Raw genomic sequence first — 13,680 nt, 5'->3', positions numbered from 1 at the left:
CCACAAGCCCTTCCCAAGGCGGCAGAATCACGGGGCTGGCGCGCCAAGCAGGTGCCAGTCTGCAGGCATGCACTCAATGGATGCAGCCTGGCACGCAAACTGCTTAAGAGTATTTATCTTTTTTGATCAGCCAGATTGGCAGGAGAGATCTGATGGCAAAGACCGTTGCAGACGTGTTGAACATGGTGAAGGAGAACGAGGTCAAATTCGTGGACCTTCGTTTTACGGACACCCGTGGCAAGGAGCAGCACGTCACGGTGCCGGTGTCGCACTTCGACGAAGACAAGTTCACCTCGGGCCACGCCTTCGACGGCTCGTCGGTGGCAGGCTGGAAGGGCATTGAAGCATCTGACATGCAGCTGATGCCCGATCCCGCTACCGCGAACATCGACCCCTTCTTTGAAGAGACCACGCTGTTCCTGCAGTGCGATGTGATCGAACCCGGTGATGGCAAGGCCTACGACCGCGATCCCCGCTCCGTGGCCAAGCGCGCCGAAGCCTATCTGAAGGCATCGGGCCTGGGCGACACCGCCTACTTCGGACCCGAACCCGAATTCTTCATCTTCGACGGCGTGCGCTGGAACACCGAACCCGGCAGCACCTTCTACGAAATCGAAGAGTACGAAGCACCCTGGAATTCGGGCGCCAAGTTCGAATCCGGCAACCGCGGCCACCGTCCGCGCAACAAGGGCGGCTACTTCCCCGTGCCCCCCGTGGACAGCACCCAGGATCTGCGCGCCGAAATGGTGCTGCTGCTCGAGCAACTGGGCATTCCCGTCGAAGTGTTCCACCACGAAGTGGCAGGCGCCGGCCAGAACGAGATCGGTACCCGCTTCAGCACCCTGGTGGAGCGCGCCGACTGGACACAGGTCATGAAGTACGTGATCTGGAACGTGGCCAACACCTACGGCAAGACCGCCACCTTCATGCCCAAGCCCTATCCGGGCGACAACGGCTCGGGCATGCACGTGCACCAGTCCGTCTGGAAGGATGGCAAGAACCTGTTCGCAGGTGACGGCTACGCCGGCCTGTCCGACTTCGCGCTGTACTACATCGGCGGCATCATCAAGCACGCCCGTGCCCTGAACGCCATCACCAACCCCGGCACCAACAGCTACAAGCGCCTGGTGCCCGGCTTCGAGGCTCCGGTCAAGCTGGCCTACTCGGCCAAGAACCGCTCGGCATCGATCCGCATCCCCTACGTGGCCAACCCCAAGGGCCGCCGCGTCGAGGCACGCTTCCCCGATCCGCTGATGAACCCCTACCTGGGCTTCTCGGCCCTGCTGATGGCAGGTCTGGACGGCGTGGAAAACAAGATCCATCCCGGCGAAGCCGCGACCAAGGATCTGTACCACCTGCCCCCGGAAGAGGACAAGCTGGTGCCCACGGTCTGCCACAGCCTGGACCAGGCCCTGGAAGCGCTGGACGCGGACCGCTCGTTCCTGACCAAGGGCGGCGTGTTCTCGGACAGCATGCTCGATGCCTACATCGAGCTGAAGATGGGCGAAGTGACCCGTTACCGTCAGGCCGTGCATCCGGTCGAGTACGACATGTACTTCTCGCTGTAAGGCGAGTCGGCAAAAAGGCGGCGCAAGCCGCCTTTTTTGCTTTCGGCCAGGACCTGGGTATGCTGGGCGCGGAACCAAAAGGGGTTGGCCCGCTCAAGAAATGACGTCCAGCCCGGAAGATGGAGCGATACTTGCCCGGATAAGCCGGGCCCTTCCGATCTGGCTACCCGAGGGAATGGAATGAAGAAACTGTTTGTGTCACTGCTGCTGCCCCTGCTGTCGGTGGGAGCCTGGTCCCAGGATGTGATCTACCGCTGCGGCAACGAGTACACCAACAACGTCAGCCAGGCCAAGGCCAAGGACTGCAAACCGGTGGATGGCGGGCATGTGACGGTGATCCATGGCGGCAGCAAGCCGGCGGCCTCGGGCGGCAGCCAGGCACCGCGCACCTCCGCCGCTCCGGCCGCAGGATCGCCCGCTCCGGCCAAGGTCAACAGCAGCGCCCAGAAGGCCCGCGACTCCGACGCGCGGACCATTCTGGAAAGCGAGCTGGCCCGCGCCCAGGAGAAGCTGACACAGCTGCGTCAGGAGTACAACGATGGCAATCCCCAGCGCACCGCATTGGAGTTGCGCAATCCCCAGGGCTATCTGGAACGTGTCGAGCAGCTCAAGAGCAGCATCTCGCGGCAGGAAGGCGATGTCGCCGGCATCCGCCGTGAGCTGGATCGACTTCCCAAGAACTGACGGGCCCGCGCGGCCCACCGGAGCCCGGCCATGATCCAGGACGACCGGCCGGCGCCCCCGGCCTCCTATCAGGCGCTTGACCTGCTGTGCACGCTGATGACCGTGCTCGACGAGCAGGGTGCCGTGCTTTTCGCCAACGCCGCCCTTGAAAACGCACTGGGCCTGTCGCGCCGCATGCTCGAAGGCAGCGAGCTGGCGGCCTGTTTCACCGAGCCTGCCTTGCTGGACAAGGCCTTGCGTGGCGCCCAGGACAACGACTTCGCGGCCCTGCGCTTCGAGGCCAGCCTGCACCGCGTGGGCGGCGATGCGCTGCCCGTGCACGTCACGGTCTCGCTGGCCGAGCGGCCCGGCCATGTGCTGGTCGAGTTCTGGCCGCTGGAGCAGCAGGCCCGCCAGGACCGCGAGGAGCGGCTGCGCGAGCAGGCCCAGGCGCACAAGGAGCTGATCCGCAACCTGGCCCACGAGATCAAGAACCCGCTGGGCGGCATCCGTGGCGCAGCCCAGCTGCTGCAGATGGATCTGGACGCCCCCGAGCTGCGCGAGTACACCGAAGTCATCATCCACGAGGCCGACCGGCTGCAGGCGCTGGTGGATCGGCTGCTGGCGCCGCACCGCCATCCGCATGAGGTGGGCGACGTCAACATCCACGAAGTCTGCGAGCGCGTGCGCTCGCTGGTGCTGGTCGAGCACCCTGCCGGGCTGACCATCACGCGCGACTACGACATTTCCATCCCGGAGTTCCGAGGCGACAGCGCCCAACTGATCCAGGCCGTGCTCAACATCGTCCAGAACGCCGCGCAGGCGCTGCAGGAGCGCATTGCGGCTGGTGATGCCGAGATCATTTTGCGAACGCGTGTGGCCCGGCAAGTAACTTTTGGTCGCCAGCGCTATCGGTTGGCATTGGAATTGCATGTGATCGACAACGGGCCAGGCGTTCCCGATGCCATCAAGGAGCGGATCTTCTATCCGCTGGTATCGGGAAGGGATGGCGGTTCGGGACTGGGGCTGACGCTGGCGCAGACCTTCGTGCAGCGCCACCAGGGGCTGATCGAATGTGAAAGCCAGCCGGGCCGCACGGATTTCCGCATCCTCATTCCCCTGCCTTGAGGCCCACGGAAGTCAACACTGCAACAAGGGAAGGATGCACCACCAATGAAACCGATCTGGATCGTGGATGATGACCCTTCCATCCGCTTCGTGCTGGAAAAGGCACTGGGCCGGGAAGGCTGGGCAACGCGCAGCTTCATCCAGGCTCGCGATGTGCTCACGGCACTGTCCGATGTCGATGCCGGCGACCCGGCGCGCCAGCCACCCCAGGTGCTGGTGAGCGACATCCGCATGCCCGGCGGCTCGGGGCTGGAGCTGCTCGAGCAGATCCGCGCCCAGCAGCCGGGCCTGCCCGTCATCATCATGACCGCGTACTCCGACCTGGACAGTGCCGTCTCGGCCTTCCAGCGCGGAGCCTTCGAATACCTGCCCAAACCCTTCGACCTGCCCAAGGCCGTGGAACTCATCCGGCGCGCGGTCGAGGAAAGCCTGCGCGAGGATGTGGCGGAGGCCCAGGCTCCGCTGCAGGCCGAGATGCTGGGCCAGGCGCCTGCCATGCAGGACGTGTTCCGCGCCATCGGCCGGCTCAGCCAGAGCCAGGTCACGGTGCTGATCACGGGCGAGTCGGGCTCGGGCAAGGAACTGGTGGCGCGCGCGCTGCACAAGCACTCGCCCGTGGCGGGTGGCCCCTTCGTGGCCATCAACACCGCCGCCATCCCCAAGGACCTGCTGGAGTCCGAACTGTTCGGCCACGAGCGCGGCGCCTTCACGGGCGCCCAGACGCAACGGCGCGGACGCTTCGAGCAGGCCGAGGGCGGCACGCTCTTTCTCGATGAAATCGGCGACATGCCCTTCGACCTGCAGACGCGCCTGCTGCGTGTGCTGTCGGACGGGCACTTCTACCGCGTGGGCGGCCACCAGGCCGTCAAGGCCCATGTGCGCGTCATCGCCGCCACCCACCAGGACCTGGAGCAGCGCGTGCGCAACGGCGGCTTCCGCGAGGATCTGTTCCACCGCCTCAACGTCATCCGCCTGCGCCTGCCCGCGCTGCGCGAGCGCAATGAAGACGTGCCCATGCTGGCTCGCCACTTCCTGCAGCAAAGCGCGCGGCAACTGGGCGTGGAGCCCAAGCGCATGGGGGTCGATGCCATGCAGCGGCTGCAGACCTTCGCCTTCCCCGGCAACGTGCGACAGCTGGAGAACATCTGCCACTGGCTGACCGTCATGGCCCCTGCCCAGGTCATCTCGGTCAAGGACCTGCCCCCCGAGGTGCTGGGCGAAGCCGCCCCGCCAGTGGGCGGTGGCAACGGCGGCGTGCCTGCACCGGCCACGCTGCCGCATGCGCCTGCACCGCTGGCGGAAGAGGGCCTTGGCCGACTGGCCGTGCCCGTGTCCGCGCTGGCCCCGCCGCATGACGCGGCCCTGGCCGCATCCGACCTGGACTGGGTCCATCTGCTGGGGCAGCAGGCGCGCCAGCTGCTGGAGCACACCCACGCCCAGGGGCATGGTGAAGTCTGGGACCAGCTGTCCCGCCGCTTCGAGGCGCAGCTGATCCGCTCGGCCCTGGCCGTCACCCACGGCCGCCGGGTCGAGGCCGCCCAGCGCCTGGGCATCGGCCGCAACACCATCACCCGCAAGCTGCAGGAGCTGGGCATGGACGAGGACGCCTTCGAGTAAGGCAAGCCGGCGGGCGGCCGGGCCCTTGCCTCGGCAAGGGTCCGGCTCCTACAGGCCGGCGCCCGGGGTGCTGACGGGCCGGGCCGCCCGGGCTTGGGACAATGGAGTCCTCTTCGCTGGAACGGCCTACGTCCCGACCTATCGTGCCCACAGTCCTCTCCAACCTCTGGCAAAAATCCAAGCCCGCTCGTCCGGGCCTGATGTACCCATCGACACCGCGCACGCTTGGCGAGCCGGTCGATGCGTACTGGCATGACCGCTACTTCCTGGAGCCTTACTTCGTTGCGGGGCGTGGTTACGACCAATACCGTCCCGCCTACGCACTGGGCTGGAAAGCGTCACTTGAACCCGAGCACGCGCAGCAGGATTTCGACGATGTCGAATTCGAGCTCGAAGAGCGCTGGGAGCAGGTTCGGGGCAGCAGCCTGCTGCGCTGGAGCCAGGTGCGCGAGGCCGTCGAGGCCTCATGGCTGCAGGCGCGCCAGCGCACGCCCACACAGCCAGTGGCCACTACGCTGGAATTGCAGAGCACGGCCCTGCTCAATGCCGTGCTGGCCCTGGGCCGCCAGGCCCATGCACGCCTGGGTGAATGCATGGATCCCATGCCCCAGGGGCTGATCGGGCAGGTGCTGGCGCGGCACTTCAATGCCAGCCAGATCCTGGTCGAGGACCTGGAACGCGCCATCGGCTCCAGCGGCGGCGTGGTCCTGCCCGTGCGCGACAGCCGTGCCGCACTGCGTCGCAACGCCTTCTGGGACGGGCTGCTGGGCAGGGAAGAGGGCGCGGACTACGTGCTGGACCAGGCCGAGTCCTGCCAGCAGCAATGGCTAAGCGCCTATGAGGCCGCCGAGCAGGTACGTCTGCCCAGGGCGCTCAACGAGATTCTTCACCGCCAGTCCCTGATGCTGCGCGGCCATATCGAGGCCATCCACTGGCTGCGCCGGTACATGCTGTAGCCGGCTGGCTGGAATTCAGCCCAAGGTCACGACCACGGGCGCGTGGTCGCTGGGCTGCGGGTTCTTGCGCGGCGCGCGGTCCACGCTGCAGGCGGTGACGCTGGGGCGCAATGCCTCACTGACCAGGATATGGTCGATGCGCAGGCCCCGGTTCTTCTGGAAACCCAACATCCGGTAGTCCCACCACGAATAGCTTTTCTCGGGCTGGTCGAACATGCGGAAGGCATCGGTCAGGCCCAGCTGCAGCAGCGCCTGGAAATGCGTGCGCTCTTCCACCGTGTGGTGGATCGTGTCCTTCAGGCCGATGGGATCGTAGGAGTCGCGGTCCTCGGGCGCCACGTTGAAGTCGCCCACCAGCACCAGGCGCGGGTGGGCCGCCATTTCGCTTTTCACCCAGTCCTGCAGCGCCTGCAGCCAGCGCATCTTGTAGGCGAACTTGTCGGTGCCCGGCGCCTGCCCATTCACGAAGTAGCCATTGATCAGGCGCACCGGGCCGCCTTCGGCATCGAGGGTGGCGGCAATGATGCGGGCCTGCTCGTCATCCAGGCCCGGGATATTGCGCACCACGTCGCGCACCGGCGTGCGCGTCAGCCAGGCCACGCCGTTGTAGGTCTTTTGCCCATGGCTGACCGCGTGGTAGCCGGCCTCCTGCAGCGCCTGCAGCGGAAACTTGTCGTCGGTGAGCTTGAGTTCCTGCAGCGCCAGCGCATCGACAGGATTGGCCTGCAGCCAGGCCAGCACCTGCGGCAGGCGCACGGACAGGGAGTTGACGTTCCAGGTGGCGATTTGCATAAATAAATCCAATTAAATCAAATGATTGCGTGATTTTTCGATGGTTGCTCTTGTGGCGGTTGCCAGCCTGTTCACCCGAAAAATCATGCCCTTGCCGCAGCAGTCAGCCCCTATTTTGATGCGCGATTGCGCTTGGGTGTTTTTCAGGCGATTCGGCAGCGCGGCTGTCAGCCCTGGCTTCGGCCAGCGTATCGGCATGCGGGGCTGTTGACGTGATGGGGCCTGCCTCGCCACGACCTTCATGGCACCGGGCAGACCTTGAATCAGATTGATCTGATTTCATCTCGGATGAAAGGTATCTACGATTGAAAATTTTCCAAGGAAATGCGGCCTTGGAATTTTTTCATTATCCGGAGGTATTCAAAATGCATATATTCATAGGTGCTTTTTGCAGAATAAACAAGGCTGTCATGATATTTATTTTGGCAATGATGGCCACCTCCGCATGGTCCGCATGCGCAATTGAAAATACAACTGATGGGTCAGGCTATTACAAGTATGTGTTCAGTAATTTCAATCCTCCAGAATTCAATTCCAATGTGGCCAAGAATACGGTGATTTACTCAAAAACCGCTGTAGCGGTAATAAGTAATGGGCTTGGCGCTAGATTGATGAATTGTGTTCCATCGGTCACGGGCTATATTTTAGGTAAATCTACACCAGTCAATAATATATATCCGACGACAGTCGAGGGTATTGGCATGAGGGTTTCGACTAGATATGGTGCTGCGCCTGTAAGTGGTTTGGGGTATTCCAATCACCCCGGATCTTTTGCATATCCACTTATCGATGTCACAGTTGAGTTGATCAAGACCGCAGATGGCGATATCACTGCAGGTGGCGTGCTGGACAGCGATTTCCTGTACGAACGCGCGAATAATGCATTTGGCCAGATTCTCGCTCAATACAACTTTTCCTCGCCCGTCGTCGTCCGGCCCAAGGTGCCCACCTGTACCCCACAGGCGCCGGAGCCCGTGCGCATGGCCCAGACTGTCACTCAAAAACTCACCTCAATCGGCTCAACCGGTGCTCCCCGCTCCTTCCTCATCTCGTTGTTGTGCAAGGGCGGCATCCCAGGTTCGTTGACCAACGCCTATGTCACGCTGACGGATGTGGCAAATCCTGGAAATATCGGCAATGCTCTGACCCTGTCCAAAACCTCGGTGGCAAAAGGTGTGGGTGTGCAGATCCGCAAGGATGACCAGATACTGGGCTTTGGCCCGGACTCCAATGCCGCCGGCAACAGGAATCAATGGTTTGCAGGGGCTGTTGCCTACGGGCAGGCGCGGTTGGATATCCCGCTGACGGCGCGCTATGTCAAGACCGAAGAGAACGTGACCATAGGCAGTGCCAATGCGGCGGCGACCTTCACCATCAGCTACCAGTAGTTCCCCCTGATCCCTTGCGCTTTCGGTCTGACCGCTGGCAGGCCATTCAGCGTGGTCAGGCAAGTCTGCGGGTGTGCGGCCATGCCCGCAGAATACGCAGATGCTTGATCTACTCGTCATTCACGCCACGCTGCCCGACGGCCGCCAGGACATGTCCATCGCCGTGCGGGGCGGGCGCATCGTCGAGGTCGCGGCCGGTCTTTCGGCGCCTGCCCATCAGGTCATCGATGCACAGCACCAGCTGGTGTCGCCGCCCTTCGTCGATCCGCATTTCCACATGGATGCCACGCTGAGCCACGGCCTGCCGCGCGTCAACCGCAGCGGCACGCTGCTGGAGGGCATAGCGCTGTGGGGCGAGCTCAAGCCGCTGCTCACGGCCGAGGCGCTGATCTCTCGCGCGCTGGAGTATTGCGACTGGGCGGCGGCCAAGGGGCTGCAGGCCATCCGCAGCCATGTGGATACCAGCGATGCCCGCCTGCTGGCCGTCGATGCGTTGCTGGAGGTCAAGCGCCAGGTGGCTCCCTATATCGACCTGCAACTGGTGGCGTTTCCGCAGGACGGCGTGCTGCGCTCGCCCGGCGGCGTCGCCAACCTGCGGCGGGCGCTGGACAAGGGCGTGGACGTGGTGGGCGGCATTCCCCACTTCGAGCGCACCATGGCCGAGGGTGCCGACAGCGTCAGGCTGCTGTGCGAGCTGGCGGCCGAGCGCGGCCTGCTGGTGGACATGCACTGCGACGAGTCCGACGACCCGCTGTCGCGCCACATCGAAACCCTGGCCTTCGAGGCGCAGCGCCTGGGACTGCAGGGCCGCGTCACGGGCTCGCACTGCACCTCCATGCACAGCATGGACAACTACTACGTGAGCAAGCTGCTGCCGCTGATCGCCGAAAGCGGCGTGGCCGTGATTGCCAATCCGCTGATCAACATCACGCTGCAGGGCCGCCAGGACAGCTATCCCAAGCGCCGCGGCATGACGCGCGTGCCCGAGCTGCTGGCCGCAGGCGTCAACGTGGCCTTCGGCCATGACTGCGTGATGGACCCGTGGTATGGCATGGGCTCGGGCGACATGCTGGAGGTCGCCCACATGGGCCTGCATGTGGCGCAGATGACCAGCCAGGACGGCATGCGCGACTGCTTCGACGCCGTGACCACGCGCGCGGCGCGTGTGATGCACCTGGACGGCTATGGCATCGAGGCCGGCTGCGATGCCAGCTTCGTGCTGCTGCAGGCGCGCGATGCGGCCGAGGCGATACGGCTGCGCGCCACGCGCCTGAAGGTGTTCCGCAAGGGCCGGTTGCTGGCCGAGGCGCCTGCTGCAACGGCTGCGCTGCATCTGCCGGGCCGCCCGGCAAGAATCGACTGGCGGCGCTGAACCGCAGCTGAACCGGCGCCGGCCTCAGGCGCCGGCCAGGCTGGCCTCGCGCACGATGGTCTGCAGGGCCACCAGGTCCCTGACCACCAGGCCCTGGGCTTCCACGCGAATGCAGTTGTCGCGCTCCATGCGCTTGAGTTCCTGGTTCACGCGCTGGCGCGAGGCACCCAGCAACTGGGCCAGCTCCTCCTGCACCAGTTGCAGGCCTATGCGCAGCTCGCGCGGGTCGTCCAGCACCTGTGTGCCGTAGCTGCGCGACAGGTGCAGCAACTGCTTGGCCAGGCGTGCGCGCAGGGGCAGGGTGTTGAGGTCTTCCACCAGCCCGTAGGTCTGGCGTATGCGGTGGGCCTGCAGGCGCAGCAGGGCGTCGTAGAACTCCACATGCGTGGCCAGGATGGCGTGAAAGCTCTCCTTGTCCACGCACAGCAGCGTGGTGTCGCCATGGGCATAGGCATCGCGCGTGCGGGGCTCGTCAAGAAAGGTGGACATGGCACCGAACCAGGCACCCGGCTCCACATAGGCCAGCGTGGTCTGCCGACCCGACAGGCTGGTCGAGCTCATGCGCACGGCGCCCTGCGCACAGGCATACCACCTGTGCGGCACATCGCCGCGTGCATAGATCAGTGCCCCGTTCTTGAGCCGCCGGACCGTGGTCTGGCGCAGGATGTCATGGCGCAGCGAGGGCGAAAGGCTGCAGAACCACTGGCCGGAATTGATGGCCTCGCGCTCGGCGGGGGTGAGCATGGGCTCGTGGGTACTCGTTTGCAAACCGCTTGTCTCCAATCGGCCGCAATTTTAGGGCGTGCGGGCCTGCGGATAGGCGTGCAATTGCTCGCGCAGCAACTGCACGAAGCAGTCAGCCCTTTCGGTGGGCGCGTATTGGGGCGGCAGGGCCAGCACCACCTCCACCGCGCAGGCTGGAAGCAGTGGCAGCACACGCAGGTCGCGCGCGAACACCGAGGCCATGTAGGGGTTGACCACGCCCAGCCCCAGCCCCTGTGCGGCCAGGCTGCAGATTGTGGAGGAGTAGGTGGTCTCCATGGTGGAGCCGGCCTCTATGCCCTGCTCCTGCATGGTGCTGCGCAGTTGCAGGTAGATGTCGTCATCGGCGTTGAGGGTCAGCAGCAGCTGGCCCTGCAGGTCACGCACATGCAGCCGCGTGCGCGTGGCCAGCGCATGGTCCGGGTGCATGACGCAGACGGCGCGGCTGCGGTGCAGCACGGTGGCATCCAGCTCGGGCGTGCTCAGCGCCATGGTGCTGACCACCAGGTCGAAGTGGCCATGCAGCAGGCCCTCGCGCAAGGGCGTGGAGCCCAGGGTCTGCAGGCTGATGTGGGTGCCCGGGTAGCGCTGCGCGAAGCTGCGCACCACGGCCGGGATCACGCTCAGGCCCAGGGCCGGCGTGCAGCCTATGCGCAGCGTGCCGGCGCCGGACTGGCGCAGTGCGGCCAGGTCGCGCTCTATGCGCTCGCGCCCCAGGAAATGCTGCTGCACGGTGGCGAACAGTTCCACGGCCTCGGCCGTGGGGCGCAGCCGGCCCTTGTGCATGTCGAACAGCTTGAGCCCTGCGGCCGCCTGCATCTGGGCCAGCAGCCGGCTGACCGAAGGCTGCGTGGTGTGCAGCAGCCGCGCGGCGGCCGTGGTGGTGCCGGTCTGCATGACGGCACGGAAGGCTTCGATCTCTCGGGCGCTCAGGGGTCTGGACATGGCGATTCGGTCCTGCTCGGGTGGCTGGCAATGTATATCTTTTCTGTATAGAGGCCACGGAAAAATGCATTTTTCCAAAGATGCCCGGATTTCTACACTGGCCCCATTGCATCGTTTGCCCAGGCGCAGCAGCGCCATCGAAAGGATTCCATGATCAAGACAAGCGCAGGCCGCAAAGCCGCCATGCTCGCTGCGGCCATCTCCGCCTCGGTGGCAGGCACGGCGCCCGTCGCCGCCATCGCGCAGGATGGCTTTCCCCAGCCAGGGCGCCAGCTGCGCATCATCGTGCCTTTCACTGCCGGCGGCAGCTCCGACGTGCAGGCACGCATGCTGGCTGACCGCCTGAGCAGGCTCTGGGGCCAGCCGGTGGTGGTGGAAAACAAGCCCGGCGCGGGCGGTCATCTGGGAGGCCGATATGTGGCCGATCAGCCGGCTGACGGCTACACGCTGATGGTGGGCTCCATCGGCCTGCATGCCGCCTATGGCGTATACAGCAAGCTGGCCTATGACCCCGCAAGGGATCTGCGCGTGGTGACCGTGCTGGCCGAGATGCCGCATGTGGTGGTGGCCACGCCCAGCCTTGCCGCCAGCAACCTGGCCGAGCTGACGGCGCTGGCCAAAAAGGCGCCTGGCACGGTCAACTTCGGCTCGGCCGGCGTGGGCTCGTCCGTGCACATGATGGGCGAGCTGTACAAGCTGCAGGCGGGCGCGCCCATCGTGCACGTGCCTTATCGCGGCAGCTCGGCCGCGCTCAACGACCTGCTGGGCGGCCAGATCCAGCTCATGTTCGAGAACCCGCCCACGGTGCTGGCCCACATACGCGGCGGCAAGCTCAAGGCGTTGGCCGTCACGGGCAGCCAGCGCCTGGCGGCCCTGCCGGACGTGCCCACGGCGGCCGAGTCCGGGCTCAAGGACTATGTGGCCACCTCCTGGACCACGGTGGCCGTCTCCTCCAAGGTGCCCGAGGCCATCGTCAAAAAGCTCAATGACGACATCCGAAAGGTCGTGGCCACGCCCGAGTTCCGCAAGGGCCTGCAAGAGCAGGGCATGAGCGCCGTCGCCAACAGCCTGCCTGAGGCGCAATCCTTCGTTGCCCGCGAAAAGCAGCGTTGGGACCGCGTGATCGCCGAAGGCCACATCTCCGCCCAATGAAACGCTCCATGACTTCGAACACCCCCGCATCCTTCGTCCCCTGCCGTCGCCTGGGCGATGGCCGCCAGCACCACTTCTTCGGCTACTACAACAAGTCCAGCTGGGACCGCAGCAATCGCCTGGTGCTGGCGCAGCAAACGCCGTGGATGGACCAGTACCTCACGCCCCAGGCGCGGGCGTCCATCGGCTACTTCGATACCGAAAACGGCGACCGCTTCCACGCCGTGGGCGAGACCGGCGCCTGGAACTGGCAGATGGGCAGCCAGCTGCAGTGGCTTGACGGGCTGGCGGGCCGCCAACTGATCCACAACGACAGGACGGCAGAATCCGGGGGGCGCTATCCGGGGTTCGGCTCCGTGGTCATCGATGTGGACAGCGGCGAGCGGCGCACCCTGCCCATGCCCGTCTATGTGGTGGCGCCCAGCAGCGCCTGGGCGCTGTGCGTGGACTACCGGCGCCTTTACATCACGCACGAAACCATCGGCTACAGCGAAGAGGGTGCTCCCTTCGCCTTGCCCCTGGCGCCCGAGGACGACGGCATCTGGCGCATGGAGGTCGCGACGGGCGAGGCAAGGCTGCTGGCCAGCTATGCGCGGCTCAAGGCCTTTCATCACCGCACATCGATGGACAAGGCCATCCACTGGGTCAGCCATATCGAGGTCAACCCCTCGTCAACGCGCATCCTGTTCCTGCACCGCTGGACCGAACGCGTCAAGGACGAAACCTGCTTTCTGCACCGCCTGATCACCATGGCGCCCGACGGCTCCGACATGCGCCTGCTCGAATGCTCGGACCATCCGCTGCCCCAGCTGGCCGACGACTTCGACCCGATGGCCGTGGGCACGTTCGACTACGAAAAGTCCGAATACCAGATCTCGCATCCGCTATGGCAGGACGACAGCCACATCATTGTGTGGGGCCCGCATGCCGGGGAGATCCACTATCACCTCTATGACGATGTGGAGGGCGGTGACGTGCAAGTGGTGGGCGCAGGCGTGCTGGTGGAGAACGGCCACATGAGCTTCTCGCCCGTGGACACGCGCTGGCTGCTCAGCGATACCTACCCCGACGACCGCACGCACGAGCGCTTCCTGTTCCTGTACGACATGCACACGGGCGAGCGCCACGACCTGGGCAGCTTCTACGCCTCGCCCGATCTCAGCAAGGAAAACCGCTGCGACCTGCACCCGCGCTGGAGCCGTGACGGGCGCCAGGTCTGCATCGACTCCGTGCACGAGCACCAGCGGCAGATGTATGTGCTGGATGTGTCGGGGATCGTGGAGGCTTGACTCGGGTAGTCGGGGGCGCGTGAGCAGCCCCCGGCTACAGCGTACGAC

General features: G+C 65.0%; 13 protein-coding genes. 9 read left to right on the top strand and 4 right to left on the bottom strand.

Annotated elements, in window-relative coordinates; all coding sequences use genetic code 11:
• Positions 1-152 precede the first annotated feature (152 nt).
• From glnA to CLV01_RS23540, 5 genes are all read left to right on the top strand, one after another.
• Entirely contained in the window at positions 153-1,568 is a 1,416-nt protein-coding gene (glnA, locus tag CLV01_RS23560; protein WP_012206801.1) for a type I glutamate--ammonia ligase, read from the top strand.
• Positions 1,569-1,748: 180 nt separating this feature from the next.
• Positions 1,749-2,252, top strand: a complete 504-nt coding sequence (locus tag CLV01_RS23555) for a hypothetical protein (protein ID WP_013801180.1) — start codon at positions 1,749-1,751, stop codon at positions 2,250-2,252.
• Between the two features lie 30 nt (positions 2,253-2,282).
• Positions 2,283-3,359: a nitrogen regulation protein NR(II) gene (glnL, locus tag CLV01_RS23550; RefSeq protein ID WP_012206799.1), complete on the top strand. Its 1,077-nt coding sequence runs from the start codon at positions 2,283-2,285 to the stop codon at positions 3,357-3,359.
• A gap of 45 nt (positions 3,360-3,404) precedes the next feature.
• On the top strand, positions 3,405-4,976 hold the full coding sequence (gene ntrC / locus CLV01_RS23545; RefSeq protein ID WP_099733074.1) for a nitrogen regulation protein NR(I): 1,572 nt from the start codon (positions 3,405-3,407) through the stop codon (positions 4,974-4,976).
• 143 nt (positions 4,977-5,119) lie between these two features.
• Entirely contained in the window at positions 5,120-5,932 is an 813-nt protein-coding gene (locus CLV01_RS23540; RefSeq protein WP_257221480.1) for a hypothetical protein, read from the top strand.
• 15 nt (positions 5,933-5,947) lie between these two features.
• Here the strand turns inward: CLV01_RS23540 and xth are convergent, their stop codons facing one another.
• Together xth and CLV01_RS28975 are read right to left on the bottom strand one after the other, a co-directional pair.
• Positions 5,948-6,724, bottom strand: coding sequence for an exodeoxyribonuclease III (xth, locus tag CLV01_RS23535; RefSeq protein ID WP_099733076.1), 777 nt, complete (start codon positions 6,722-6,724; stop codon positions 5,948-5,950).
• Positions 6,725-6,736: 12 nt separating this feature from the next.
• Positions 6,737-6,922, bottom strand: coding sequence for a hypothetical protein (locus tag CLV01_RS28975; RefSeq protein ID WP_143290004.1), 186 nt, complete (start codon positions 6,920-6,922; stop codon positions 6,737-6,739).
• A 107-nt stretch (positions 6,923-7,029) separates the two neighbouring features.
• Between CLV01_RS28975 and CLV01_RS28970 the strand changes: the two genes are divergently transcribed.
• Both CLV01_RS28970 and CLV01_RS23525 read left to right on the top strand, forming a co-directional pair.
• On the top strand, positions 7,030-8,112 hold the full coding sequence (locus CLV01_RS28970) for a fimbrial protein (protein ID WP_143290005.1): 1,083 nt from the start codon (positions 7,030-7,032) through the stop codon (positions 8,110-8,112).
• A gap of 100 nt (positions 8,113-8,212) precedes the next feature.
• Positions 8,213-9,484 carry an amidohydrolase family protein gene (locus tag CLV01_RS23525; RefSeq protein WP_099733078.1) on the top strand — a complete coding sequence of 424 codons (1,272 nt, stop codon included), beginning with the start codon at positions 8,213-8,215 and terminating at the stop codon, positions 9,482-9,484.
• A 24-nt stretch (positions 9,485-9,508) separates the two neighbouring features.
• Here the strand turns inward: CLV01_RS23525 and CLV01_RS23520 are convergent, their stop codons facing one another.
• Together CLV01_RS23520 and CLV01_RS23515 are read right to left on the bottom strand one after the other, a co-directional pair.
• On the bottom strand, positions 9,509-10,228 hold the full coding sequence (locus CLV01_RS23520) for a Crp/Fnr family transcriptional regulator (protein ID WP_099733079.1): 720 nt from the start codon (positions 10,226-10,228) through the stop codon (positions 9,509-9,511).
• 51 nt (positions 10,229-10,279) lie between these two features.
• Entirely contained in the window at positions 10,280-11,191 is a 912-nt protein-coding gene (locus CLV01_RS23515; protein WP_099733080.1) for a LysR family transcriptional regulator, read from the bottom strand.
• Between the two features lie 150 nt (positions 11,192-11,341).
• Here CLV01_RS23515 and CLV01_RS23510 point away from each other — a divergent pair, with 150 nt between their 5' ends.
• Positions 11,342-12,343 (top strand): Bug family tripartite tricarboxylate transporter substrate binding protein, encoded by a 1,002-nt coding sequence (locus CLV01_RS23510; protein ID WP_099733081.1) that lies wholly within the window; start codon positions 11,342-11,344, stop codon positions 12,341-12,343.
• Positions 12,340-13,632 carry a hypothetical protein gene (locus tag CLV01_RS23505; RefSeq protein WP_099733082.1) on the top strand — a complete coding sequence of 431 codons (1,293 nt, stop codon included), beginning with the start codon at positions 12,340-12,342 and terminating at the stop codon, positions 13,630-13,632. Before CLV01_RS23510 ends, CLV01_RS23505 begins: the two co-directional genes overlap by 4 nt.
• The last annotated feature ends 48 nt before the right edge of the window (positions 13,633-13,680 follow it).

The organism is Delftia sp. 60 (assembly GCF_002754395.1).
Lineage (GTDB): Bacteria > Pseudomonadota > Gammaproteobacteria > Burkholderiales > Burkholderiaceae_C > Comamonas > Comamonas acidovorans.
The sequence above is the reverse complement of the archived record's forward strand: the minus strand, read 5'-3'. Positions and strand labels throughout refer to the sequence as shown.

Excerpts from the sequence above, each read along its gene's own strand:
- glnA (WP_012206801.1), top strand. The coding sequence starts at position 153 with ATGGCAAAGACCGTTGCAGACGTGTTGAACATGGTGAAGGAGAACGAG.
- CLV01_RS23555 (WP_013801180.1), top strand. The coding sequence starts at position 1,749 with ATGAAGAAACTGTTTGTGTCACTGCTGCTGCCCCTGCTGTCGGTGGGA.
- glnL (WP_012206799.1), top strand. The coding sequence starts at position 2,283 with ATGATCCAGGACGACCGGCCGGCGCCCCCGGCCTCCTATCAGGCGCTT.
- ntrC (WP_099733074.1), top strand. The coding sequence starts at position 3,405 with ATGAAACCGATCTGGATCGTGGATGATGACCCTTCCATCCGCTTCGTG.
- xth (WP_099733076.1), bottom strand. The coding sequence starts at position 6,724 with ATGCAAATCGCCACCTGGAACGTCAACTCCCTGTCCGTGCGCCTGCCG.
- CLV01_RS28975 (WP_143290004.1), bottom strand. The coding sequence starts at position 6,922 with ATGCCGATACGCTGGCCGAAGCCAGGGCTGACAGCCGCGCTGCCGAAT.
- CLV01_RS23525 (WP_099733078.1), top strand. The coding sequence starts at position 8,213 with ATGCTTGATCTACTCGTCATTCACGCCACGCTGCCCGACGGCCGCCAG.
- CLV01_RS23520 (WP_099733079.1), bottom strand. The coding sequence starts at position 10,228 with ATGCTCACCCCCGCCGAGCGCGAGGCCATCAATTCCGGCCAGTGGTTC.
- CLV01_RS23515 (WP_099733080.1), bottom strand. The coding sequence starts at position 11,191 with ATGTCCAGACCCCTGAGCGCCCGAGAGATCGAAGCCTTCCGTGCCGTC.
- CLV01_RS23510 (WP_099733081.1), top strand. The coding sequence starts at position 11,342 with ATGATCAAGACAAGCGCAGGCCGCAAAGCCGCCATGCTCGCTGCGGCC.
- CLV01_RS23505 (WP_099733082.1), top strand. The coding sequence starts at position 12,340 with ATGAAACGCTCCATGACTTCGAACACCCCCGCATCCTTCGTCCCCTGC.